Here is a 24,439-nt window from a genome sequence, read left to right on the forward strand (position 1 = left end):
AGAAACAATGCTGCATCAATCTATCGGCCCCGCGTCTTGAAGCGGTTTGATCCGATCACCACCGCCCAAAAGGGTTATGATCTGGCGCAAGATCAACTCGATGTTCACAATCGCCAAACCGACAAACCCGACAAAAAGCGAGGCGTAAGCCCATTGATTGCGAAACCGGATGTCGCGCATATCAAGCCAGTCCATCGGGATCCTTAGCGTGGCCGAGCGCCCGCGCCCCGACAGGCTGTCCACATTGGCCCACCCGAGCTGCACGCAGGTCACAATGACGATCATCGCCATGATCAGCATGCCCAAAAGCAGCAGCGCCGACATCACACGGGGGAGGGCGCGTTCCAGCATATCGATGGCCACAAATCCGCCTTGGCGATACGCCAGTGGTGCAATCAGCCCGGTCATCCAAAGCATCAAAAAGCGTGCGGCTTCTTCCGACCAGTTCAGCGCGTCGCCAAGCACGTATCGAAAAAAGACCTGAGCCAGGATAAAGACGACCATCAGGGCCAAGGCCGCAATCGCCAGAAGACGGCCAAGCGCCAAGGCGGCATCATTGAACCTTTCGATTGGCCATAACAGACCAAGCAATACACCCATCTTGCGGGTCTCCTCCCTGTGGTGCCTGCCGCGCTTTTGGTGCGCGTGTCAGGCTGTTGCGCATCTAGTGCGCGGCAAAATCTCCGTAGCGGCCCCCTTGGAACATCAAAGGCGCACCTGCGCCCATGGCAACATTTGTCACGCGCCCCACGATGATTGCATGATCGCCTGCATCATGGATGACATCTGTGTCGCATTCAAAACGTGCAATGCAGTCTTCAAGCAGCGGCACACCATGCGCATTTACGCCAAACGACAGCCCGCTGAAGGCATTTGCCTCGCGCACGAAATCCGCGGCCACATGGGTATGCGCCGTGCCAAGCACGTGGATGGCGTAGTGGGGCGCTTCGCTGAATGCCTCAAACCGGCGCGATGACTTTGCAGGCGACCAAAGCACCAATGGGGGATCAAGCGAAACGCTCGCGAAGCTGTTGGCGGTCATCCCGACAATCTGGTTTTCGCTTGTGCGCGTGGTGATCACACACACGCCCGTGCCATATTGGCCAAGCGCGTCGCGAAAGCCACGGGCGTCGTCTTGGGGCGATATGCTGGTAAACCCTGTCACGCTCAAGCGACCTCTCTGCCCAAGGCAGCTGTGTAAATCTCATACCAGGTTTGACGGTCCATATCCACTTTAAGAGCGTCTGACAGATCATTGATGCGATTGATATTATTTGTTCCCATAACAGGCAGGATTGCCGCGGGATGGGCCAGCAAAAACGCCACCGCAACCGCACTTGCATCGACCGTATATTCGCCCGCGATGCGGGTCAGAACGTCCATCACCGACTTGTTGGAAAACAGGCTGCCCCCGCCAAGCGGCGACCATGCCATAGCGGGGATCTCGTTTTCCTGCAAAAACGCCAGATCGCCGTTGACCAGAGGGTCATGGTGCAGAACGCTCAGTTCGATCTGGTTGGTGACCAGATCATTTTGCATGGCGGACTGGAGCAGTGAAAAATCCCACGGGCGGAAGTTTGACACGCCTGCCAATTTGATCTTTCCACTCTCGATCAGCTTATCCAGCACAGCGCCCGTCTCATAGTGGTCCATAAACGGATCAGGACGGTGGATCAGCAGGCAATCAATCTGCTCGATGTTCATCAGGCGCAGCGATGCCTCAACCGATGCCGTGATATGCGCGGCCGAGGTGTCGTAGTATTTCACCCGTGCGTCGGCGTATTTTCCCATCGGCGCCACGATATCGCATTTTGTGACGATCTCGATCTGGTCACGCAGGGCAGGCGCCGCTTTGAGCGTTTCGCCGAACAGCGCCTCGGCCTCATAGCCGCCATAAATATCAGCCTGATCCATCGTGGTGATGCCTTGCGCGATGCAGGCCTCGACCTTGGCTTGGACATGACTTTGCGACGTGTCTTCGTCATCTCCAAGCCGCCACATCCCATATACGATCTGGCTGAAGTCTACGGTTTCCGACAGGGCAATACGGTTCATTAGCGGCGCTCTCCTACGCCCAAAGGCGTGGCTGGTGTGGTGGATGGGACGCGGCCATAAACCTCTGGCAGCGAAACGGTATTCAGGTTCGGAAGCACACGTTGGCCGAAGGACCGACATTCGTCAATGTGTGGATAGCCCGAAAAGATAAAGGCGCGGATGCCCATCTTCTGGTATTCCTCGATCTTGGACATGACCTGATCGGTGCTGCCCACCAATGCCGCGCCGCAGCCTGAACGCGCGCGGCCCACACCCGTCCATAAATTCGGCTCAACATATCCGAATTTGTCGGCCAGTTCGCGGGCTTTGGCTTGATGTGCCACCCCAAGGCTGATGCTGTCATGGGCGCGGTCGCGGATCAGCTTGCCATAGTCGTCATCCAACTTGCTCACGATATAGTCGGCGTATTCGCGGGCCTCGGCTTCGGTGTCGCGCACGATCATATGCACGCGCAATCCGTAATCCAGCGTGCGGTTATGATCAGAGGCCACGGCATGCACATCTTTCATGCGCTGCGCCAGTTGCTCTTTTGGCTCTGGCCACATCAGATAGACATCACAAAACCGCCCGCACAGGTCCAAAGCGGCAGGGGAGTAGCCGCCGAAATATAAAAGCGGTCCGCCTGTCTGATAGGGTTTTGCGGGGTCGGTCGGCACGTTTTGAAAGGTGTAAATCTCACCTTCGTAATTGATCTCCTCACGCGTCCACGCCTGCTGCAAAATCTCGACCACCTCGCGCGAGCGGCGATAACGGTAGGTGCTGTCTGCCACCTCTCCGGGAAAATCCGATGAAATCACGTTCAACGTCAAACGCCCTTTAAGCATGTGATCGAGCGTCGCCACAGTGCGCGCCAGCATGATCGGTTGCATCTCGCCACAGCGGATTGCGGCCAGAAAATTCATGCGACCCGTCAAAGGGGCCATGCCCGCGACAAAGGACAGGGTATCTTGGCCAACTTGGTAGGACGAGGGGGCCAGAATATTGCGAAAGCCCTGCTTTTCAGCCTCAAGCGCGATGTCACGACAATGCGCCCAGGACGATCGCAAATCGCCATCAGGCACGCCTAGAAACTGATAGTCATCCGAACATAGTGCCGAAAACCAGGACACCTCGGCGCCGTTCAGATCGGCTGATGTGACAGGCACGATATGGGACATGTTTCGAATCCCTCCCAAGATGCGAATTGATCCTTGCGTAACACTGTCCATGATATGTATCAATCCTGTATCAATTAAGTGCATCAGGTTTGCTTTGGGAGGGGCAGGTCATCATGCAAAGCGCACGACTGCCCAAATACCTTGCCTTGGCTGAAATGCTGACCCGCGAAATTGCAGCAGGACATTTGCCCGATGGGTTGCCGTTACCGCCAGAGCGCGAAATGGCCGCAAACCTTGGTGTCAGCGTGGGCACATTGCGCAAAGCCTTGGATACGTTAGAGACCCAAGGCGCCTTAGACCGTGTCCAAGGGTCAGGAAATTATGTGCGGGCCAGTGGTGCAAATCGCTCGGTCTATGGAATGCTTCGTCTGGAAAAACGGGGCGGGGGCGGTTTGCCGACAGCGGATGTGCTATCCGTTGATGTCCTGCCAAAGCCCGCCCGCGCGCCTGCTTTCGGGCCAAGTGCGCAGGGCCACCGTATCCGCCGCTTGCGGCGGCTGGATGATGATCCTGTCGCCCTGGAAGAAATCTGGCTGGATGGCGATGCGGCTTTGCCTTTTGCGGCCGCCGATCTGAAAGATGCGCTTTATCTTTTTTACAAAGACGCTTTGGGCATTGTCATCGCACGGGCAGAAGACCGTGTTGGTGTTGCTCAGGTGCCTGATTGGCGGGTGGACGCGTTTTCGCCTGCGATTGGACATCGCGTGGGATATATCGAACGCGTGGGAAAGCTGGCGGACGGGCGGCCTGTCGAGTATTCGCGCACGTGGTTTGACGATACAAAAGCCGCCTATATCAACAGGATATGAAATGATGAAAACAGTGAACTACGGGCTCATTGGCTGCGGCATGATGGGGCAGGAACATATCCGCAATATCGCGCTTATTGAAGGCGCGCGGATTGTGGCGGTCTTTGACCCTGTGACCGAACTGGCGCAAGCGGCTGCTGATCTGGCAGGTGGTGCAACAGTGATGCATGATCTGGATAGTTTGCTGGCACGCAGTGATGTCGAGGCGTTGGTCATCGTCAGCCCGAACCATCTGCATCTTGACCAGCTTGAGCATATCGCGACCTATCCGCATCGCCCCATCTTGTGTGAAAAGCCGCTGTATACCGATCCCTCGCAGGCAGCACGAGTGGCAGCGTTCGCGGACAGCTATACCGCGCCTGTCTGGGTGGCGATGGAATACCGTTACATGCCGCCCGTGGCTGCGTTGTTGCAAGAAGTTAATGCCGTGACAGGCGGGATCAAAATGCTGACCATTCGCGAACATCGGTTTCCGTTTTTGCCCAAGATCGGGGATTGGAACCGGTTTAACGCCAACTCGGGCGGAACATTGGTTGAAAAATGCTGTCACTTCTTTGATCTGATGCGGCTTATCCTGCGCGACGAGCCTGTGCGCGTGATGGCCAGTGCGGGCCAATCGGTGAACCACCTTGATGAAACCTATGATGGCAAGACGCCTGACATCTGGGACAACGGCTATGTCATCGTGGACTTCGCAGGCGGTGCCCGCGCGATGCTGGAGCTGTGTATGTTTGCCGAAGGCTCGAAATTTCAAGAAGCGATCAGCGCCGTGGGGCCTGATGGCAAAATCGAATGCCTTGTCCCAGGACCACGTCGGTTTTGGCCTGATCATTTGGGTCCTGCGCCGATCAGTCAGCTGGTGGTCAGCCCGCGTGACCCTGCGGGCGAACACGTGGTTGAGATAGAGGTGGATCCCACGTTGCTTCAGGCGGGCGATCACAACGGATCGACCTTTTATCAGCACCGTAAGTTTTTTGACGTCTGCTGCGGGCGCGGTCAGATCGAGGTGACATTGCAAGATGGGGCGAAAGCCGTGGCAATGGGGCTTGCGGCACAGCAATCCGCCCGTGAAGGCCGTGTTGTCGTGCTGTGACCAAACGGAGCGGCTGACGCCGCACTTTATAGTTTGGATGAGGGGCGCTGCCCCTCAAACACCCCGAGGTATTTGCACAACAATGAAGCCTATTGCGGGCTGATACCGCGCAAGCGTTCACCGCGGCGGCGAAGCACTTCCACGGTCGTAAGCAGCGCGATGGAGATGATCACGAGAATTGTCGCGACCGAGAGGATTGCCGGGCTGATTTGTTCGCGAATACCGTTCCACATCTGGCGTGGGATGGTTTGTTGATCATGTGCTGCCACGAAGAGCACCACGACGACCTCATCAAAGCTGGTAACAAACGCAAAGAGCGCGCCAGAGATAACGCCAGGAAGGATCAGCGGCATGATAATGGTGAAGAAGGTTTTGGTTGGCGTTGCACCCAGATTGGCCGCCGCCCGCGTGAGCGAATGATCAAACCCAACAAGCGTTGCCGTCACTGTGATGATGACGAAAGGGATGCCTAACGTGGCGTGCGCCATGATGATCCCGAGGTAGGAATTTGCCAGACCTGTTTTGGAGTAGAAAAAGAACAGGCCAGTCGCGGTAATGATGATCGGCACAATCATTGGAGAGATCAAGATGGCCATGATCGCGCGGCGAAACGGCATTTCGGGGCGCGAGAGGCCAAGAGCGGCAAGGGTGCCAAGCACCGTGGCCAAAAGGGTCGAGAAAAACCCGATGATGACCGAATTTTTTGCCGCACCGATCCAGTTTGAATTGGCCCACGCATCGGCCCACCACGATCCGTCACGGGGGGCATCGGGTTCTGTCATCCCGAACGTTAAAAGCAGGTCATACCAGCGGGTTGAAAATCCCGTTGGATCGAAAGACAGCATTTTTTCGGTGAAGGTAAAATAAGGCTCTGCGTTGAATGACAGCGGGATCACAATCAGGATCGGCGAGATCAGAAACAGAAAGATCAGCCCGCAGATCACAAGGTAGGTTTTGTGCCAGATGCGTTCCAGCAGAGATGCGTGTTTTGGAAGCGCCATGGATTTATCCCAGTTTCAGATTGTCGATGCCGATCAAGCGGTCATAGAGCCAGTAAAGGATCAGGATGCCTGCCAGCAGGATTGAGGCCAAGGCCGCAGCCAATGACCAGTTCAGCGATTTTTGCATGTGAAAGGCAATGAGATTGGAGATAAGCTGCCCATCGGCACCGCCCACAAGGGCGGGGGTGATGTAGTAGCCCACGGCAAGGATGAACACGAGCAGGGCGCCCGCGCCAATACCAGGCACAGTTTGCGGGAAATAGATCCGACGGAATGCTGTCCAGGAGGTCGCGCCAAGGCTGCGTGCTGCGCGCACATAAGACGGGTTGATCGGGCGCATAACTGAATAGAGCGGAAGCACCATGAATGGCAGCAGGATGTGGGTCATCGCCACGATGGTGCCTGTTTGATTGTACATCATCTGAATGCGGTTTTCATCGGCTAGGATGCCTGTGCCGACCATCGCATCGTTGAGTACCCCTTGGGATTGCAACAGGACCATCCAAGATGTCGTGCGCACCAATAGGGACGTCCAGAAGGGCAAAAGAACGAAAATCATCAGTAGATTTGAGTAGCGCAGCGGCAGGGTCGCCAGCAGATGCGCGATCGGGTAGGCCAGCACAAAGGTCAGAAATGTGATCAGCACCGAAAGGAACAGCGTGCGCTGAAATAGGTTAACGTAGAGCGCGCGGTTTTCATTCACGCGCTCAACCGATCCATCGTCGGTGCGTGTCAGGTCAATAGCGGCGAGATAGAAGTTGGGGGTATATGCGCTGGATGCATCGCGCATTGCGGCCCAAAGTTCGGGGTCGCCCCATTCCTCGTCTATCTCAAGAAGGGCTTGTTTGAACGGGGCCTCCATCCGCGGCGCGCGGCGAGCAGATTTGGTAAAAAGCGAGCGGGAGCCCGAGCGCTCGTAGTTAATACGGGTGCCAGCCTGACCTTGGGCACGCAATTCGCGCAAGACGATCAGGTCTTGAACGATAGCGGCATAGGCCGTTTCATCCGGTTCGGTGCCGCGCGGGTTTTCATCAAACCAGTCGCGCAGGTTGACCATGATCGGGGTCTGCTCTTTGGAGATGACGTCCTCATGAATGGTGAAGCCCGGATTGTAGACGGATTGGTGCAACATCTGAACAATCGGCATCACAAAGGTCAGAACCATGAAAGCCAAAAGGGGCAGAACGAGGAAAAACGCCTTGCGTTTGGCCCGCGATTGCGAGGCGGCCAGGGCAGCTTTCAACGGTTTGCCGTCTTTGGTGGTCAGCTTTTGCGGCTGAGATTGGATTATGTCTGCGGTTGCATCGGCCATATCAAGACGTCCAGTCAAAGAGAGGTGCAGGCAAGATATTTCGGGAAATATCTTGCCCGCGGGGCGGCAAAACCTTCTGGGAAGGTTTTGCCAGTGTCGCGATTATTGGGCCAACCAAGCGTTGAAACGCTCGTTCAGCTCTGCGTCATTGTCGACCCAGAACTCGAAGTTGTTGACCAGAGCGTTACCAAGGTTGGCTTCGGCTGTTGGCATATGGGGGGCCATGTCGGTCTCGCCGTCCATGAATTTGCCCACCAAAGCGCCCGATGATTTACGTGCAGGGCCATAGGAAATCCACGATGCCTGATCGGCCAGACGCTGTGTGTCTGTCGAGAAGGCAATGAACTTCATTGCTTCTTCCACGTTGGGCGCACCTTTTGGAACGACGAACAGATCGAAATCAAGGATTTGACCGTCCCACACCACTTCAAGCGGTTGGTTTTCAGCGACCGCTGCGTTGAAGATACGGCCGTTGTAAGCTGTCGACATGGCGACTTCGCCGTCTGCCAAAAGTTGGGGTGGCTGCGCACCGGCTTCCCACCAGACGATGTCGTCTTTGATGGTGTCCAGTTTGGCGAATGCGCGATCAACGCCTTCTTCTGTTTCCAGAATTGAATAGACGTCGGCGGCAGGGACACCGTCGGCCATCAATGCCATTTCAAGCGTTGCTTTGGCTGATTTGCGCAAACCGCGTTTGCCCGGGAAGTCAGCAGTGTTGAAGAAATCGTCGATGCTGTCCGGGGCCGTTGGGTTGTTTTCAGTGTTGTAGGCGAAAACGGTCGACCATACGATGTTGGCCACAGCGCAGTCTTGCAGCGCGCCTTCGATGAAGTCGTCAGCCGCTGATGTGCCATCGGGGGCCGCAGGCAGCATCGAGTGATCGATTTCCATCAGCAGGCCTTCATCGCACAGACGCACAGCATCCGAGAATTCGACGTCAGCGACATCAACAGTCACGTTGCCGGCTTCAACTTGCGCTTTGATCGGCGTCGCGGGGTTGTCGCTGTCAACCGAATTGACAGTGATGCCCATCTGTTCCTGGAACGGCTTGTGATAGGCTTCGACTTGGCTTTTCGTGTAAGCGCCGCCCCACGACATAACAGTCACTTCAGCTGCTTGGGCTGCAAAGGCAGCACTCGTCAGGGCAGTTGCCAGAAGAATGGTTTTGGTTTTCATAGACTTTCGTCTCCCTAGTTTCCCGTTTTTAAGTTTATTCCGATGCAGATGCGACGGGTTCGCGCTGTATCGGTATTCCCCCGCGATCCCGCCTGTGTGGGCGGGGGCGGGAATATCAAATGTCAGGTCGCGTCCAACGCACGGCAGTCATCGGCATTCCAGCCGATCTCGATCTGCGTGCCGGGTGTCAGGCGCACCTGATCCGGGGCGTTGCGGGTCTTGACCACAAAGTCATCATTGCCGGCAACGCGCAGGCGCGTGCGGAATATGTCGCCCATGTAGATGAACTCCAACACGTCGGCCTTGAGCGTGTGGGCCCCATCTTCGAGGCGCGACATGTCAAATTCGACCCGTTCGGGACGGATTGATACGCGGGTGCGCTCGCCAACTTTGCTGACGTTGACTGGCTTGGCATCCACAAGGCTGCCGTCATCCAGCTGCACCAAAGCGCGGCCACCGTTCACTTCTTTAATTACGCCGTCTAACGTATTGTTTTCACCTATGAATTGGGCAACGAAGCTGTTTTGCGGGGCTTCATAAAGCTCATCAGGTGGGGCAAGTTGTTGGATGCGCCCGTCATCAAAAACGGCAACGCGGTCCGACATGGTCAAGGCCTCTGTCTGGTCATGGGTCACGTAGACAGTGGTGATCCCCAGTTCATGGGCCAGACGTGTGATCTCGAATTGCATGTGTTCGCGCAATTGCTTGTCCAACGCCCCAAGCGGTTCGTCCATCAGCACCAGTTCGGGACGAAACACCAAGGCACGGGCCAATGCGATACGCTGTTGCTGGCCACCTGAAAGCTGCGCGGGGCGTCTGCTTCCGAAGCTGCCCATTTGAACCATGTCCAACGCATCTTTGACTTGTTTCTCACGCTCCGATTTGCCGATGCCGCGCACTTCCAAGGGGAAGGCCAGATTTTCGGCGACGGTCATATGCGGGAAAAGAGCGTAGGATTGGAAGACCATGCCAATACCGCGCTTGTGGGGCGGGATATTGTTGATCTCGCGCCCATCAAGGCGGATTTCCCCGTGGGTTGCGGTTTCAAACCCCGCCAGCATCATCAGGCAGGTGGTTTTGCCTGACCCCGATGGTCCCAACATTGTCAAAAACTCGCCCTTGGGCATCGACAGGTTCAGGTCTTTGACGACCAAGGTTTCCCCGTCATAACTCTTTTGCACGTGGTCAAATTCGACGAACGTGTCTTGTCGCAATGTATCGGCCAAGAATGGCTCCCCGTTTGGCAGCGGCCCGTCTTATGCAGACCTATTGAGCAGAGGAAACAAAACTCAAAGCCTGATTGCAAGCGACTTTCCAGATTGACAGGCGTTTTTCCCCGCTTCAGTGAATTTGCCCGTTTTCTGATCGCCAGGCAGTCCATTGTGCCAATCCCTGCACCACTTTTGGAAATCTGGGTGGTGGATATTTCGCATCGGCCCCTCTAAAAGGCGGCACGAATTCCTTTTCCAGCTAAGTGCGGCACTGCCAATGAACCTTCACCAGAACGCACGATTGTCCGTCGCGCCCATGATGGACTGGACAGACAGGCATTGCCGGTATTTTCACAGGCTGCTGTCACGCAACGTGCTTCTTTACACCGAAATGGTCACGGCACCTGCGTTGGTGCGCGGGGGCGCTGTGCATTTGCTGGACTTCAATGCCAACGAACACCCCGTTGCGCTGCAGCTTGGTGGTTCGGACCCCAAAGAGCTGGCACAGGCCGCAAAACTGGGGGCCGATCACGGATATGACGAGATCAACCTGAACTGCGGCTGCCCGTCGGATCGTGTGCAATCAGGCGCGTTTGGCGCGGTCTTGATGGAAAATCCTGCACTGGTGGCCGATTGCTGTGCGGCCATGATTGCGGCGCAACCGCGCGAGGTGACGGTCAAATGCCGCATCGGTGTTGATGATCAGGACGCCGATCAGGTGCTTCCCGATTTTTTGGCCCGTGTGAGCGCGGCAGGGGTCCAGCGCTTTACCATCCATGCGCGCAAAGCATGGCTACAAGGGCTCAGCCCCAAGGAAAACCGCGATATTCCTCCGCTTAACTATAATCTGGTCCATCAGATGAAGGCGCTGTTTCCCCATCTGCATCTGTCGATCAACGGCGGCATTGCAAATCTGGATCAGGCAAAGGACCTGTTGGACCACGGGTTGGACGGTGTGATGATCGGGCGGGCGGCGTATCACGACCCCCTAACGGTTCTGGCGGATGCCGATCTTCGCATCTGGGGGCAGGGCGATGTGGCGAACACGTCCGAGGTCATCGCTGCAATGGCAGACTATGCCGGGGCGCATATCGCTGCGGGCGGAAAGCTGCATCAGATCACGCGTCACATGCTTGGGATGTTCACGGGCAAGCCCGGCGCACGCGCCTGGCGGCGGTATCTGTCAGAAAATGCACCGCGCGAAGATGCAGGGCCGCAAACGCTGCTTGAGGCTTTCGCGCTTGTGGATCAAAGCACGGCAGCATGAGTTTTGACATGTCTCTTCTGCCCCTTTTGGCCATGCTGCTCGCGCTTGCAGGATTTGCAGGTCTGCTTGCAGGGCTGTTGGGCGTGGGCGGCGGTATTATCCTTGTGCCGGGGTATCTCTATATCTTCACCCAGATGGGCTATGACGGTCCACAGATCATGCAGGTCTGTCTGGCCACGTCATTGGCCACGATCATTGTGACCTCTTTGCGGTCGGTGCAAAGCCACCACCGCAAAGGTGCGGTCCAATGGGATACGCTGAAGGCTTGGGCCCCGGGCATCGCTTTTGGTGCCATCATCGGCGTTTTGATTGCGACAGCACTCCGCTCGGTCACGTTGCAACTGATTTTTGGCTGCATCGGGCTGTGCATCGGTCTTTATATGGCGTTTGGCAAACCCACGTGGCGTTTGGGCGATACCATGCCGCGGGGGGTGGCCACATGGGTCAGTGCGCCTGTTGTGGGGTTTTTGTCGGTCCTGATGGGTATCGGGGGCGGGTCTTTTGGCGTACCATATCAAACGCTTTACGGTGTGCCGATCCACCGCGCCGTGGCCACGGCGGCGGGCTTTGGCGCATTGATCGCAATCCCGTCGGTGGTGGCGTTTTTGTTTGTGCCCATAGACCCCGCATCGCGACCGCCGTTCACCTTTGGCGCGGTCAATATCGCGGCGTTTGCACTAACCATCTCGATGACATTGATCACCGCCCCACTTGGGGCAAAGCTGGCCCACCGTATTGACCCCAAACCGTTGAAACGTATCTTTGCGGTGTTCCTGATGGTGGTGGCGGCAAATATGCTTCGCAAGTCTTTTGGCGGATGATCTGTTAAACGCGCAAGGGTTCGAGGTCTTTGCGCCCGAACGCTGCGTGGCAGACTGGGCGCGTGCAGCGTATCAGGCGGTGCAGCCCAGTCTGGCTGATCCTGCCAAGCGCGCGGCCAACCTGCGCCACGGGCAGACGTGGTTTGTGGGCGTTGACGCTTTGCCCAATTCAATCAATGGCAGGGTTGGGGACACACCGCTTGGCGGGCTGTGGCGCAGCCGTGTTCGGGATCTGCCCTTACACCCGGCGCAAGTGTCGGTGATGTACCAAGGCTACCCCAAGCGCGACGCGGATGAGAGCGCGGCGGCACACCGGTTCAGGCGCAATCGCTGCGCGGCGCATGTCGATGGTCTGTTGCCCCACGGCCCCCAAAAGCGCCGCTTCGCGATAGAGCATCACGCCTATATTGCCGCCATTCCCCTAAACAACGTGGATGCCGCGCCGACCGTTGTTTGGAAAAACAGCCACACGGTGATGCAAACCGCTTTGGTGCGGGCGATTGGCGCCCAAGACCCCCGTCAGGTTGATGTCACGGATGTCTATCAAGCGGCACGTCGCGAGGTGTTTGACACCTGTGAACAAATCCCCTTGCAAATGAAGGTGGGGCAGGTCGCGCTGATCCACAGGTTTACCTTGCACGGCACCGCACCTTGGGGGGCGTCACCACCGTGTCAGGACGGACGGCAGATCGCATTCTTCCGACCGACAACCAGCGCACATGATTGGCTAGGGTCAGAATTTTGAAGCAAAATTCTGGCCTGCGGCGCGGATATTTAGAAACAAAAGAAGATCAGCCGGCGCCTAGCGTTTCAACCGTGCCGCGCGTCCGCCGCGCCGCTGTTTGAGGACGGCCCCGCGTGACGGAAGCTCTGCCATAATCGCGCTGCGGGCTTCGGCGCTCATTTGGGACCAAGCGCCGATTTCGTCGATCGACCGCAGGCACCCTGTGCACAGCCGTGTTTCTGGATGGATCACGCAGATTTTGACGCAGGGGCTTTCGATTTCGGTGCGTTTCCACACCAGATTTGTTGGTATTTGCTCGCTCATGTTATCCCCTTAAATGCCGCAGGCGGTCCAGCGCACCTTGCAAGATATATCCGGCCGCGACGTGATCAATCACCTCTGCGCGACGTTTGCGTGTCGTATCCGCCTCAAGCAGCGCTTTTTCAGCGGCCACGGTGGAGAGCCGTTCGTCCCAAAAGGTGATCGGCATGCCTTGGAACGCGGGCAATCGGGTCAGGTTGCGGGCAAAGGCGCGGGTTGACTGGGCGCGTGCGCCTTCCGATCCGTCCATATTGCGCGGCAGACCCAATACGATCCCGCCGATGTCGCGGTGTTGGGTGATCTGTGCCAAAGCAGCCGCATCGAGGCCGAATTTCTTGCGTTTGATGGTTTCCAGCGGCGTTGCCACGCTGAGCAGGCTGTCGCTGACAGCAACGCCTAATGTGACCGTGCCAAGATCAAGCCCCGCAATCGCGCGGAAACGGGGAAGGGCTGCGGCAAAGTCTGCAATGTCGTCGTGAATGGTGATCTCATTCACTGTGCCACACCTGCACGCACGGCCGCTTCGCGGATCACCGAAAGGGCTTCTGGCGCGTCGGCAAAGCTGGTTTGGGCATTTTCCCAAATCGCGGCTGCGGCCTGCGTTTCGCCCAACACACCATAGGCGCCGATCAGTCGCGCCCAATCCGCGGGGGTGCCGCCTTCGGTGGCAAGGCGTTCGTTCAGCCCTTCAACCATGCCTTGGATCATCTCCATCCGCTCTTGAGGGCTCATGTCACGTGCGGCGGCGATTGCTTCGTCCGACGGGCCAGAGGGCAGGGGCGGCAATTCATAAGAGGCCCCTGCGCGGGCTGCCATCATTTCAATCTCGTCACGGATGGGGGCGACCCAAGGATCACCCGGCAGTGAGGTGTCCAGCAGCTCGCGCCAGATGCCAAAAGACAGATCGGGTCGCCCTGTTTGGGCAAACATCCGCCCCATGTAATACCGTGCCGGACCGTTTCGCGGATCCAGCTGCAACGCCACCCCGATCTCGCGTTCGGCCTCGGGCGAGACATATCCGCCTGCGTCCAGAACCATGAAGTCAACCAGCGTGATATGATCGGTTGCCGTTGCATCCGCGCCTTTAAGGCCGATCAACCGGCGCTGCGCATCCGTGGCCGCTGCGTAATTGCCCAATCGCGCCTCGGCGCCCGCCAAAAGCCCAAGCCCCTGTGCGTCGTCCTGACGCTCTGCCACCGCTGCACGCAACTCGGCGACAAGGGTTTCAAAGCCTTCGGGCACATCCACAGGCAATGCGCCGCGCATTTGCACTTCCGCCACCGCTTCGGCCTGTGAGGGGCGCTCTTGGCGCAGCGTATCTGCGGCCTCGACACGCACGTTATGCGGCAGATCCCCGTAGCCGGGCGCGCCTTGCCAATAATACAAACCCATCGCGCCACCAATCACCGCGAGTGCGCCAACAACGGCCGTAGTTTGTGTCAGACCCTTGGGGGCATCTTGCGCAACCGTCGCGTTCTGGGCCTTGGCATCTGCGGCCAACAAGCGACGCGAGACTTCGGTGCGGATGGCCTCTGCCTCATCCGGGGTGACGATCCCGCGTTCCAGATCACGGTCAACCTCGGCAAGTTGGGCGCGGTAGACCTCTACGTCGAAGGCTTCAGGCGCGTCCACCTCGGCAGAGGCGCGTTTGATCATCACGCTGACAATCCAAAAAGTAACCACAAGGGTTAAGGCGATGGTGATAAACCAGAACACGTGGGCGGCTCTTTCCTAGCGAAGTTGCGTCAGATGTAGCTGCCCCGCGCCCGATGAGAAAGACCCCTAGGGCGCAATGTCGCAAATTTGATGGAAAGGGCCGCGCAAAGCCGCTTTCTTTAGGCGCAGAATGCGACATAAAACACATCAACGGGGGCGCACGCGATTCACGCGCGTCCAACACGTGGGGAACCGTGACATGAAGAAATACTCCGCTTTTGCCATCGCACGTGAGGCCGCCCGCTACCATCAGGGATGGGAACGGGCATGGGCCAAACGGGCGCCCAAAGCAAAATACGATGTCATCATCGTGGGTGCGGGCGGTCACGGCTTGGCGACCGCGTATTATCTTGGCAAAAACTTCGGGATCACAAATGTCGCGGTGATCGAAAAAGGCTGGCTTGGCGGCGGCAACACGGGCCGCAATACGACCATCATACGCTCAAACTATCTGCAGGATCCGTCGGCGGCGATCTACGAAAAGGCCCGTAGCCTGTATGAAAACCTGTCTCAGGATCTCAACTACAATATCATGTTCAGCCCGCGCGGCGTGATCATGCTGGCCCAAACCCATCACGAGGTGCGCGGCTATCAACGCACAGCGCACGCCAATGCACTGCAAGGTGTGAAAACCGAATGGATCAGCCCGAGCCAGGTCAAAAAGCTGGTGCCGATCATGAACATCGAAGGGCCGCGCTATCCTGTTCTGGGCGGGTTGTGGCAGGCCCGCGGCGGCACCGCGCGCCATGATGCGGTGGCGTGGGGCTATGCGCGGGCGTGTTCGGATATGGGAATGGACATCATCCAGCAAACCGAGGTGACGGCGATCAAGCGAGAGGGCGGCAAGGTGACAGGTGTGAGCACCACACGTGGCGATATTGCCTGCGACAAACTCGGCATTGTTGTGGCCGGCCATTCGGGTGTGCTGGCGGATATGGCGGGCTTCCGGCTGCCGATTGAATCGGTGCCGTTGCAAGCGCTGGTGTCAGAGCCCATCAAACCCTGCATGGATGTTGTGGTCATGGCCAACACGGTTCACGGGTATATGTCGCAATCCGACAAAGGCGAAATGGTCATCGGTGGTGGCACAGACAGTCACAACGCCTATACCCAACGCGGCTCGTTCCATCATATCGAAGAAACGGTGCGCGCGCTGTGTGAGACATTCCCGATGCTGTCGCGTCTTAAAATGCTGCGTCAGTGGGGCGGGATCGTGGATGTGACGGGGGATCGATCACCGATCCTGTCCAAAACACCGGTGGACGGTGTGTTCATCAACTGCGGATGGGGCACAGGCGGGTTCAAGGCGATCCCCGGATCAGGGTGGGGTATGGCCGAACTTATCGCCAAAGGCCATTCACCTTTGACCGACGAATTCGGCCTTGACCGTTTCGTAGAGGGGCGTTTCATCGACGAAAGCGTCGCCGCAGGGGTGGCGCACTGATGGGGGCTTCAGTCTTTTTTGCGGTTCATCTCGCCCGCCGCCGAGCCAAAGGCGATCAGATCGCTCACGTCGATCTCGCGGCCGCCGCGGGCTTCTTTGCGCCGCGCGATACCGCGTTGTTCACGGATGAACATCACAATCACAAAGCCGATGACAACGGCTCCGAAAATAAGGGCTCCAGTGGTGCGATCCATCGCAAAATCCTCTCATTGGTTGACACATGTGTAAACCAAACTGGACACCCTGACCAGTCAAACTGTCTGACGCCCGTCAGACGCTCTGCCTACTGTATTGCCATACCCTGTTTTGGCCCCGTTTCCGAAGGTGTTTCATGCTGATTTTGCACTGTCCCAACTGCGGCGTGATGGCCGACGAAACCGAACTGACCGCTGGTGGCGAGGCGCATATCAAGCGCGAAACAGTCGGATCGGATGATGCTGCGTTCGAGCAATATTTGTTCCAACGTGAAAACCCGCGCGGTGTGCATTTTGAGCGCTGGCGCCACACGTCAGGCTGCGGCAAGTGGTTCCATGCCGCACGCTGCACCGCAAGCCTTGAGGTCTTTGGCACTTATCCCGCCCAAACGGTAGAGCCGCCCAAAGAGATTACCGATAAAATAACCGCCAAGCGACCTGGCTGGTCATGGAGAAGCTTCTCATGAGCACACGTCTGCAAACCAAAGGTCGCCTTGTAAACCGCGACCGCCAGATCAGTTTTTCCTTTAATGGCAAGCGCTTAAAGGCCTACGAAGGCGATACACTGGCATCGGCTTTGCTGGCCAACGATCAGATGCTTGTGGGGCGGTCCTTCAAATATCACCGCCCGCGCGGTGTTGTGGCTTCGGGCGCAGAAGAACCCAATGCGCTGGTAAATCTGGGCGAAGGGCATCGGTTTGAGCCGAACGCACGTGCCACCACCACAGAAGTGTTCGACGGGCTCAAAGCAGGATCGCAAAACCATTTCCCAAGCCTCGAATTTGACGTGGGCGCGATCAACCAGCACCTGTCGCGCTTTCTGCCTGCAGGCTTTTACTACAAGATGTTCATCCATCCGCGCCCCCTGTGGAAGCATGTCTACGAGCCGTTCATTCGCCAATCGGCGGGTCTTGGCAAAGCGCCTGACGCCGAAACCCGCGATCCCGATACATATGAATATTTCCACGCCCACACAGATGTGTTGATCATCGGCGGCGGTGTCGCTGGCCTGACCGCCGCGCTTGCTGCGGGTCGTGCGGGCGCACAGGTCATTTTGTGCGAACAAACCGCCGATTGGGGCGGGCGGGCTGCTGTGGACGGCGATGAAATCGACGGTATGCCGGTTGAAGAGTGGATCAAGAACGCCCTGCAAGAGCTTGAAAGTATGAAAAATATCACGCTGCGCACCCGGATGATGGGGGCGGGTGTGTATGACCACGGCTATGTGCTGTGCTACGAGCGTTTGACAGATCACATTGGCCCGTCAGAAGGGCCACGCCACAGGTTGTGGAAGGTGCGTGCCAAACAGGTGGTCACCGCGACAGGGGCCATTGAGCGCCCATTGTCTTTTGCGGGTAACGACATCCCCGGCGTTATGCTGGCCAGTGCGGTGCGCGATTATGCCATCAATTACGGGGTCAGTGCAGGTGACCGCACCGTGGTTGTCACCAACAATGATGATGCTTATCGCACCGCGATTGCGATGCTGGATGCAGGCTTGTCCGTGCCTGCGGTGATTGACGTGCGCGCCACGCCCGATACCCCGTTGATCGAACGCGTGAAATCGCGCGGTGTCAGGGTGATGCAGGGCATGGCGATTGCCAAGGTCAAGGGCGGCAAGCGGGTCACGGGGGTATCTGTCTGCAGTCAGGCCGGCGAGGGCGCAGTGCTGGAAGACATCGCCTGTGATGTGGTGGCCATGTCAGGGGGCTGGTCGCCTGTTGTGCATCTGTGGTCGCATTGCGGTGGCAAGCTGACGTGGGACGAGGCAGGCGCGTTCTTCCGCCCTGATCCGACGCGTGCGCCCCTGAGTTTTGACGGAACCCCCTTTGTGATCGCCGCGGGCTCTGCCAATGGCGAAATGGACGAAGGCGCTGTGCTGGCGGATGCCTATACGATGGGACAAGAAGCCGCCAAGCGCGTCGGTGCCACGCCAAAAGGGGCGGCCCCCACCGCAAAAGACACAGCGCAGGCCCCACTGCTGCCCGTATGGATGATGCCGCAGGGGGCAAGCTACAAGCTGCGCTCGAAAATGTGGCTGGACTATCAAAACGATGTAAAAGTCAGCGATGTGCAACTGGCCGCGCAAGAAGGCTATGAAAGCGTTGAACATACCAAGCGCTACACCACGCTTGGCATGGCCACGGACCAAGGTAAGCTGAGTAATATCAACGGCTTGGCTATCCTTGCGCAAGAGTTAAATGCGCCGATCCCGCAGGTGGGCACCACCACGTTCCGCCCGCCATATACACCCATCAGCATGGGGGCGATTGCGGGCGAGGCGAAGGGTGAAATTTTCCAACCTCTGCGCCGCACTCCGATGCATGATTGGCACGAGGCGCACGGCGTCTATTGGGAACCTGTGGGCCACTGGCGTCGGCCCTATTGCTACCCGCAAAGCGGTGAAAGCCATGAGGATGCGGTCAACCGCGAGGTGGTGAACACCCGCGAAAACCTTGGCCTTTTGGACGCCAGCACCCTTGGCAAGCTAATTGTGAAAGGGCCTGACGCGGGCAAGTTCCTCGACATGCTTTACACCAACATGATGAGCACCTTGAAACCGGGCCGTTGCCGTTATGGCCTGATGTGTTCGGAAAACGGCTTCTTGATGGATGACGGCGTTGTGGCGCGCATCGATGATGATACGTTTTTATGCCACACCACATCCGGCGGGGCCGATCATATCCACGCGCATATGGAAGAGTGGCTGCAAACCGAATGGTGGGACTGGCAAGTCCATGTGGCCAATGTCACCGAGCAATATGGCCAGATCGCTGTCGTTGGCCCCAAGGCGCGTGACGTGCTGCAAAGCCTTGGCGGTATGGATGTCAGCAAAGAGGCGCTATCGTTTATGGGGTGGGCAGATGGCACGCTTGGTGGCATTCCTGTGCGCATCTTCCGCATCAGTTTTTCAGGCGAGCTGTCGTATGAAATTGCCGTGGACGCGGGCCGCGCCCAAGAGTTATGGGAACTGCTGCATGCCAACGGGCAGCAATTTGGTGTGATGCCCTATGGCACCGAAGCCTTGCATATCCTGCGCGCCGAAAAGGGCTTTATCATGATCGGTGATGAAACGGATGGCACGGTCATTCCGCAAGACCTTGGGCTGCACTGGGCGCTATCCAAAAAGAAAGCGGATTATCTGGGCAAACGCGCGCAACAGCGCACCCATATGACCGACCCGGACCGCTGGCTACTGGTGGGCCTTGAAACCGTTGATGGCAGCGTGATCCCCGATGGCGCCTATGCGACGGGCGAGGGGACCAATGCCAATGGCCAAAAGGTTGTGCAGGGCCGGGTCACATCCACCTATTATTCCGCCAATCTCAAGCGTGGTATTGCGATGGGGCTGGTGCTGAATGGGCCTGACCGAATGGGCGAGCAGTTGACCTTCCTCAAGACGGATGGAACGGCCGTGCACGCCAGAATTGTCGATCCGGTTTTTTATGACAAAGAAGGGGTGAAGCAAGATGTCTGAGGCGGTATCGGCCCTGAAAAGTGCAGAATATCAAGGGTTTGCACGGGTAAGTGAATGTGGTTTGCGCGGCATGATCACCGTGCGGGGCGATTTGGCATCGCGCAAATTGACCAAGGCGGTTGAGGACGCAACAGGCCAACAAATGCCCAAGCCGAGAATGGTGAACACAGACGGCCCATCGGGCATTGCATGGATGTCACCTGACGAGCTGCTTGTGATGGTGCCTTACGCAGATGTCACTGGAAAACTGGCGCAAATCGACAAAGCGCTGGCAGGTGAATTTGCAATGGCCGTGAATGTCAGTGATGCACGCGCTGTATTTGCGCTGAATGGCAACGCCCGCGAGGTTTTGGCCAAACTGTCACCCGCTGATATGCGTCGCAGTGCGCTGCCTGCAGGCGAGATGCGCCGCACGCGGCTGGCACAGGTGCCGGCGGCATTTTTTGCCGATGCCGATGATGCCTTTACGGTGGTCTGTTTTCGCTCGGTCGCGCACTATGTATTTGACCTGCTGAAGGCAGCATCTGATCCGTCCAGCGACGTAGGTTATTTCTAACGCCCCCTTGACCCGCCCCCACATGCGCCTCACATCAGGTGAAGCGAAACACAAATACCAAGAGGGGCCCGACACATGGCTTTTGAACTTCCTGATCTTCCTTACGCGCATGATGCACTTGCTGATGCTGGCATGTCCAAAGAGACGCTGGAGTATCACCACGACCTGCACCACAAAGCCTATGTCGACAACGGCAACAAGCTGATTGCGGGCACCGAGTGGGAAAACAAGTCGATGGAAGAGATCATCGTGGGCACCTACGATGCAAACGCTGTGGCGCAAAACGGCATCTTCAACAACATCAGCCAACTTTGGAACCACAACCAGTTTTGGGAAATGATGGGCCCTGGCAAATCCTCCATGCCGTCCGAATTAGAAGCCGCACTGAAAGACAGCTTTGGGTCGGTTGATAAATTCAAAGAAGAGTTCAGCGCCGCAGGCGCGGGTCAGTTCGGCTCTGGATGGGCGTGGCTGGTCAAGGACACTGACGGCGGCCTGAAAGTGACGAAAACAGAAAACGGCGTGAACCCTGTGTGCTTTGGTCAAACAGCACTGCTTGGGTGTGACGTGTGGGAGCACAGCTACTACATTGATTTCCGCAACAAACGCCCTGCCTATCTGACCAACTTTCTGGACAATCTGGTGAATTGGGAAAACGTTGCCAGCCGCATGTGATTGGCAGCAACCTTGAATTTCAAAAGGGCAGGCCTTCGGGTCTGCCCTTTTTCATTTGGGAACCATGCAAGCCACTGCGCCGTTGATCTTTTGTAACCTTATGGAGGACAGCATGGCAGATCGACACCGAAGCCAAGATGGCACCCGCGATACCGATAAATATCTTTCGGACGATGAAACCCCCAACCACCAAGGGCGCTCGGATGGTAATTTGCAAAGGCAGGTTGGCACGAAAGCGGCACTCAAACGTGCTGAAAAGGGCGAAGACGAAATCACCCGCGTTCGCAAATCCGACAAGATTTCAGCAGGCGAGGACACACGCGATGACTAAGCTACACAACGGAACATGGGTTGTCATTGCAGACGGCGAAAAAGCCTTGTTTCTTCATAATCTGACCGATGGCGCGGATCCGCATCTTGAGGTGTTCCGCGAAGAAGAACAGGACAATCCCAAAGACATTGATCAATCGGCAAACAGACCCGGCCGCATGCCTGATACGGGGCAGGGCCAACGCTCTGCTTTGGATGACACCGATTGGCACGAACTGGCCAAGGACCGATTTGCCGCCGATCTTGCCGACATTCTGTATATGCAGGCGCACAAGGGCCAGTTTGATCACTTGGTCATTTGCGCACCCCCCAAAACACTGGGCGAGTTGCGTGATCAGATGCATCAAGAGGTCAGCGAAAAAGTGATCGGCGAGGTGCCAAAAACCCTCACGAACCATCCCGTGACCGAAATCGAAGAGATCATAAAAAACGACTTGGCGGCCTAGCCCGTTTTGGCAATGCATTGCCCGTCAACACAGTGACTTGACGGCGCAATGCATTGGGCGCACGACTGCGTCATGAGCGAAAGTGCAAAAGGCATCGCCGCAATGATTGTGGCCTGTGCGATGTGGGGGTTGTCCCCGCTGTTTTACGCACAGCTGTCGCATGTCCCTGCTGGCGAAGTCCTTGCACATCGAACCCTTTGGTCGCTGCTGCTTTTTATTGTCATTTTGATATTTCAACGGCGGTTGGCGGCGCTGCCCCGTGCTATCGGGACAGGGCGGCGTTTCGGAATTATCCTTCTGGCGTCAACCATGATCGCGGTGAATTGGGGGCTGTTCATCTGGTCGGTGCAGGTTGGTCGGGTGACCGAAACATCGCTTGGATATTATATCTTCCCGCTGGTCGCGGTTTTGTTCGGGATGGTGTTTTTCGGCGAACGACTGAAAGGCGCACAGATGCTTGCGGTTGGCTTGGCCAGCTGCGCAGTCGTGGTGCTGACCATCGGTTTGGGCGCGGCGCCGTGGATTGCATTGATCCTTGCGGTGACCTTTGCATTTTACGGTGTCTTGAAAAAGCGACTTGATACAGGGCCCGTGGTTTCGGTTGCGGCCGAAGTGTTGGTTCTGGCCCCCGTCGCCTTGCTTTGGCTGGCTTATACATGGCCTGCGTCAGATGCATGGCTGACCCCGCGCAGTCTGATTTTTCTGGTGCTCTCGGGGCCGATGACCGCGGGCCCCTTGATGTTGTTCAGCTACGCCACGCGCCGTGCAAGTATGGCCACGGTTGGCTTGGTCCAATACCTCAATCCGACACTGCAATTTTTCTGCGCGGTCGTGGTTTTTGCCGAACCTTTCACGCGCTGGCATGCTATTGCCTTTCCGCTGATCTGGGTTGCCTTGGCGGTCTATTCGGTCTCGACCCTGCGGACCGCATCAAAAGCCAAGCGTGATGCCGCGGTGCCAGGCTAACCGTGATCCATAGCTGCCAAAAGGGCGGGAACGGTTTTCACCACCTGAAAAAAGTCGCGGTTTTGTGGCCCTGCAAACCCTTGGGCGATGATGTGGTCAATCAAATCCTCAAGCGGTTTCCAGTAGTCTTTCACGCTCAGCAGAAAGATGGGTTTGTTGTGCAACCCAAGCTGTTTCCATGTCAGAACCTCAAAGAACTCGTCCAGAGAGCCTGCGCCACCCGGCAAAACCACGATGACATCCGCGTTCATGAACATAACCTTTTTGCGCTCATGCATGGTTTCGGTCACTACAAACGTGGAAAGATCCCGCTTGCCGACTTCCATATCCATCAAATGGGTGGGGATGACGCCAAAGGTTTCTGCGCCCGCCTCTTGGGCCGCGCGCGCGGTTGCACCCATCAAGCCCACATCGCCCGCCCCATAGACCAGACGCCATCCTTTGGCGGCAATCGCAGTCCCAAGGTCTGTCGCCGCAGCGACATAGGCAGGGTCGGTGCCGTCCCGTGCGCCGCAGTAGACGCAGATCGATAAGTGGCGGCTGATCATGGGGGCGCATCCTTCGCGTTTGATGTTTTGACCCAAGGTGTTGCGGTTGATAGACAAGTCAAAACGCCTGGGACAAACCTAGCGACGAAATCAACAAGGTTAAAGCGCCGATGACAGGACGACAGCTTGCTCTTTTCTTAGGTGGTGTCGCCGTGCTGGCCCTGACGCTGTCCCCATATGTCTTTGCCACCAAACCCGAAGGCAGCCAAACGCCAGAGGTTGCGGCCGCGGTGCCTGCGCCTGAACCAGCGGTAGCGTCCAATCCCACCAAGCCCGCGCCAGAGGCCAAGGCGCAGATCGCAGTTGATGTGTTTCGCGTCGATGCCTCAGGGCAGCTTTTGGTGGCAGGAACAGCACCAGCCTTGGCCGAGGTGGAGGTGCGTGCAGACGATGTGGCGATCACCCGTGGTCAAAGTGACAGCGCAGGTAATTTCGCCATCTTTGCAGATATCGGCCTGTCCGAAAACGCGCGTGTGTTGACCCTTCATACCCTTGGCGATGACGCGCTGACATCAGACCCTTTCATCATCGACGGGCGTGCCGCACCCGCCACCGCCGATGCACCGGCCAGCCCCCCTGCAGTTGTCGTGGCCGAGGCAGAAACGGTCCGCGTCGTGACCCCGCCCACAACCGATACACCCCCACAGGCCAAGACGGTGATCCTCGATAGCATCGGCTATGATAGCCTTGGCGATGTGCAACTGGCAGGGCGCGCGCCCCAATCGGGCAGCGTGCGGGTCTATCTCGACAATCGCGTTGTGGCCGAAACACTGGTGTCCGATGGCGCGTGGGGCAGTGATCTGCCGCAGGTGGACCCTGGCACTTACACGCTCAGAGTGGACCAGATAGATGAGGCGGGAACGGTGACATCGCGCATCGAAACGCCGTTTCAACGCGAAGCGCCCGAGGTTCTGGCCGCGATCGCTGATGCGCAAGACACCTTTGTGCGCCGCACCATCCAACCGGGTGCCACGCTTTGGGCCATCGCCGAAGAACGCTATGGCAATGGGGTGTTTTACCTCAAAGTCTTTGAGGCGAACCGCGATATCATTCGCGACCCCGATCTAATCTTCCCCGGTCAGGTGTTCCGCGTGCCAAACTAGCGCCGTGCCCTTTGCAGCTGTTCGGCCTGCCTGCGG

The 24,439-nt window shown here is 57.4% G+C and carries 27 protein-coding genes; 14 read left to right on the forward strand and 13 right to left on the reverse strand.

The genetic code is table 11. The features are described 5' to 3' along the window. Positions 1 to 15: 15 nt before the first annotated feature. The 4 genes from L1065_RS11595 to L1065_RS11610 form a co-directional block, all read right to left on the reverse strand. A complete protein-coding gene (locus tag L1065_RS11595) occupies positions 16 to 600 on the reverse strand; it encodes a TRAP transporter small permease (RefSeq protein WP_237095636.1) in 585 nt (194 codons plus the stop codon). A gap of 64 nt (positions 601 to 664) precedes the next feature. After that, entirely contained in the window at positions 665 to 1,165 is a 501-nt protein-coding gene (locus L1065_RS11600; protein WP_237095637.1) for a flavin reductase, read from the reverse strand. Positions 1,166 to 1,167: 2 nt separating this feature from the next. Next, entirely contained in the window at positions 1,168 to 2,055 is an 888-nt protein-coding gene (locus tag L1065_RS11605; protein WP_237095638.1) for an aldo/keto reductase family oxidoreductase, read from the reverse strand. Continuing rightward, on the reverse strand, positions 2,055 to 3,212 hold the full coding sequence (locus L1065_RS11610) for an LLM class flavin-dependent oxidoreductase (RefSeq protein ID WP_237095639.1): 1,158 nt from the start codon (positions 3,210 to 3,212) through the stop codon (positions 2,055 to 2,057). Before L1065_RS11610 ends, L1065_RS11605 begins: the two co-directional genes overlap by 1 nt. Before the next feature lie 113 nt (positions 3,213 to 3,325). Here L1065_RS11610 and L1065_RS11615 point away from each other — a divergent pair, with 113 nt between their 5' ends. Together L1065_RS11615 and L1065_RS11620 are read left to right on the forward strand one after the other, a co-directional pair. Beyond that, positions 3,326 to 4,021: a GntR family transcriptional regulator gene (locus tag L1065_RS11615; RefSeq protein ID WP_237095640.1), complete on the forward strand. Its 696-nt coding sequence runs from the start codon at positions 3,326 to 3,328 to the stop codon at positions 4,019 to 4,021. 4 nt (positions 4,022 to 4,025) lie between these two features. Then, on the forward strand, positions 4,026 to 5,114 hold the full coding sequence (locus L1065_RS11620; RefSeq protein ID WP_237095641.1) for a Gfo/Idh/MocA family protein: 1,089 nt from the start codon (positions 4,026 to 4,028) through the stop codon (positions 5,112 to 5,114). Between the two features lie 89 nt (positions 5,115 to 5,203). On the opposite strand, the gene L1065_RS11625 is transcribed toward L1065_RS11620, so the two are convergent. The 4 genes from L1065_RS11625 to L1065_RS11640 all read right to left on the reverse strand — a co-directional run bounded on the left by L1065_RS11625 (position 5,204) and on the right by L1065_RS11640 (position 9,829). Next, the gene (locus tag L1065_RS11625) at positions 5,204 to 6,115 is read right to left on the reverse strand and encodes an ABC transporter permease (protein WP_237095642.1); all 912 of its coding nucleotides are present in this window, start codon (positions 6,113 to 6,115) and stop codon (positions 5,204 to 5,206) included. A gap of 4 nt (positions 6,116 to 6,119) precedes the next feature. Next, positions 6,120 to 7,427 (reverse strand): ABC transporter permease, encoded by a 1,308-nt coding sequence (locus tag L1065_RS11630; RefSeq protein WP_237095709.1) that lies wholly within the window; start codon positions 7,425 to 7,427, stop codon positions 6,120 to 6,122. 102 nt (positions 7,428 to 7,529) lie between these two features. Next, the gene (locus tag L1065_RS11635; RefSeq protein WP_237095643.1) at positions 7,530 to 8,603 is read right to left on the reverse strand and encodes an ABC transporter substrate-binding protein; all 1,074 of its coding nucleotides are present in this window, start codon (positions 8,601 to 8,603) and stop codon (positions 7,530 to 7,532) included. A 122-nt stretch (positions 8,604 to 8,725) separates the two neighbouring features. Then, positions 8,726 to 9,829, reverse strand: coding sequence for an ABC transporter ATP-binding protein (locus tag L1065_RS11640; protein WP_237095644.1), 1,104 nt, complete (start codon positions 9,827 to 9,829; stop codon positions 8,726 to 8,728). 262 nt (positions 9,830 to 10,091) lie between these two features. On the opposite strand from L1065_RS11640, the gene dusA reads away from it, so the two are divergent. From dusA to L1065_RS11655, 3 genes are read left to right on the forward strand one after another with little or no spacing between them, the layout of a single operon-like run. Continuing rightward, positions 10,092 to 11,081, forward strand: coding sequence for a tRNA dihydrouridine(20/20a) synthase DusA (gene dusA, locus L1065_RS11645; RefSeq protein WP_237095645.1), 990 nt, complete (start codon positions 10,092 to 10,094; stop codon positions 11,079 to 11,081). Further along, positions 11,078 to 11,902, forward strand: a complete 825-nt coding sequence (locus L1065_RS11650; protein ID WP_237095646.1) for a sulfite exporter TauE/SafE family protein — start codon at positions 11,078 to 11,080, stop codon at positions 11,900 to 11,902. The genes dusA and L1065_RS11650 overlap by 4 nt, the downstream gene beginning before the upstream one ends. Beyond that, the gene (locus tag L1065_RS11655; protein ID WP_237095647.1) at positions 11,892 to 12,647 is read left to right on the forward strand and encodes a hypothetical protein; all 756 of its coding nucleotides are present in this window, start codon (positions 11,892 to 11,894) and stop codon (positions 12,645 to 12,647) included. Before L1065_RS11650 ends, L1065_RS11655 begins: the two co-directional genes overlap by 11 nt. A 57-nt stretch (positions 12,648 to 12,704) precedes the next feature. Here L1065_RS11655 and L1065_RS11660 read toward each other — a convergent pair whose 3' ends face one another. Genes L1065_RS11660 through ccmI form a run of 3 tightly spaced genes read right to left on the reverse strand, consistent with a single transcriptional unit; the run spans position 12,705 to position 14,663 of the window. Further along, positions 12,705 to 12,950 carry a DUF1289 domain-containing protein gene (locus L1065_RS11660; protein ID WP_237095648.1) on the reverse strand — a complete coding sequence of 82 codons (246 nt, stop codon included), beginning with the start codon at positions 12,948 to 12,950 and terminating at the stop codon, positions 12,705 to 12,707. Position 12,951: 1 nt separating this feature from the next. Further along, positions 12,952 to 13,443 carry a Holliday junction resolvase RuvX gene (ruvX, locus tag L1065_RS11665; protein ID WP_237095649.1) on the reverse strand — a complete coding sequence of 164 codons (492 nt, stop codon included), beginning with the start codon at positions 13,441 to 13,443 and terminating at the stop codon, positions 12,952 to 12,954. After that, entirely contained in the window at positions 13,440 to 14,663 is a 1,224-nt protein-coding gene (gene ccmI, locus L1065_RS11670; RefSeq protein ID WP_237095650.1) for a c-type cytochrome biogenesis protein CcmI, read from the reverse strand. The genes ruvX and ccmI overlap by 4 nt, the downstream gene beginning before the upstream one ends. Positions 14,664 to 14,862: 199 nt before the next feature. On the opposite strand from ccmI, the gene L1065_RS11675 reads away from it, so the two are divergent. Further along, on the forward strand, positions 14,863 to 16,107 hold the full coding sequence (locus L1065_RS11675) for a sarcosine oxidase subunit beta family protein (protein ID WP_237095651.1): 1,245 nt from the start codon (positions 14,863 to 14,865) through the stop codon (positions 16,105 to 16,107). Positions 16,108 to 16,115: 8 nt separating this feature from the next. Here the strand turns inward: L1065_RS11675 and L1065_RS11680 are convergent, their stop codons facing one another. Continuing rightward, positions 16,116 to 16,301: a hypothetical protein gene (locus tag L1065_RS11680; RefSeq protein ID WP_237095652.1), complete on the reverse strand. Its 186-nt coding sequence runs from the start codon at positions 16,299 to 16,301 to the stop codon at positions 16,116 to 16,118. A gap of 137 nt (positions 16,302 to 16,438) precedes the next feature. On the opposite strand from L1065_RS11680, the gene L1065_RS11685 reads away from it, so the two are divergent. The 7 genes from L1065_RS11685 to rarD all read left to right on the forward strand — a co-directional run bounded on the left by L1065_RS11685 (position 16,439) and on the right by rarD (position 22,752). Further along, entirely contained in the window at positions 16,439 to 16,768 is a 330-nt protein-coding gene (locus L1065_RS11685) for a sarcosine oxidase subunit delta (protein WP_237095653.1), read from the forward strand. Beyond that, a complete protein-coding gene (locus L1065_RS11690; RefSeq protein WP_237095654.1) occupies positions 16,765 to 19,779 on the forward strand; it encodes a sarcosine oxidase subunit alpha family protein in 3,015 nt (1,004 codons plus the stop codon). Before L1065_RS11685 ends, L1065_RS11690 begins: the two co-directional genes overlap by 4 nt. Next, complete coding sequence (locus L1065_RS11695) at positions 19,772 to 20,335, forward strand: sarcosine oxidase subunit gamma (protein ID WP_237095655.1); 564 nt, start codon at positions 19,772 to 19,774, stop codon at positions 20,333 to 20,335. Before L1065_RS11690 ends, L1065_RS11695 begins: the two co-directional genes overlap by 8 nt. 75 nt (positions 20,336 to 20,410) lie before the next feature. Further along, positions 20,411 to 21,010, forward strand: coding sequence for a superoxide dismutase (locus L1065_RS11700; RefSeq protein WP_237095656.1), 600 nt, complete (start codon positions 20,411 to 20,413; stop codon positions 21,008 to 21,010). Between the two features lie 112 nt (positions 21,011 to 21,122). Next, positions 21,123 to 21,341 (forward strand): hypothetical protein, encoded by a 219-nt coding sequence (locus tag L1065_RS11705; protein ID WP_237095657.1) that lies wholly within the window; start codon positions 21,123 to 21,125, stop codon positions 21,339 to 21,341. Continuing rightward, on the forward strand, positions 21,334 to 21,786 hold the full coding sequence (locus L1065_RS11710) for a host attachment family protein (protein ID WP_237095658.1): 453 nt from the start codon (positions 21,334 to 21,336) through the stop codon (positions 21,784 to 21,786). Before L1065_RS11705 ends, L1065_RS11710 begins: the two co-directional genes overlap by 8 nt. Positions 21,787 to 21,858: 72 nt before the next feature. Continuing rightward, positions 21,859 to 22,752 carry an EamA family transporter RarD gene (gene rarD / locus L1065_RS11715; RefSeq protein ID WP_237095659.1) on the forward strand — a complete coding sequence of 298 codons (894 nt, stop codon included), beginning with the start codon at positions 21,859 to 21,861 and terminating at the stop codon, positions 22,750 to 22,752. Here rarD and L1065_RS11720 read toward each other — a convergent pair. Beyond that, positions 22,749 to 23,300: a TIGR00730 family Rossman fold protein gene (locus tag L1065_RS11720; protein ID WP_237095660.1), complete on the reverse strand. Its 552-nt coding sequence runs from the start codon at positions 23,298 to 23,300 to the stop codon at positions 22,749 to 22,751. The genes rarD and L1065_RS11720 overlap by 4 nt on opposite strands. A gap of 110 nt (positions 23,301 to 23,410) precedes the next feature. Here L1065_RS11720 and L1065_RS11725 point away from each other — a divergent pair, with 110 nt between their 5' ends. Then, the gene (locus L1065_RS11725; RefSeq protein ID WP_237095661.1) at positions 23,411 to 24,403 is read left to right on the forward strand and encodes a LysM peptidoglycan-binding domain-containing protein; all 993 of its coding nucleotides are present in this window, start codon (positions 23,411 to 23,413) and stop codon (positions 24,401 to 24,403) included. Positions 24,404 to 24,439 lie beyond the last annotated feature (36 nt).

Source organism: Nereida sp. MMG025, assembly GCF_021654165.1.
In the GTDB taxonomy this organism is placed as follows: Bacteria; Pseudomonadota; Alphaproteobacteria; order Rhodobacterales; family Rhodobacteraceae; genus Nereida.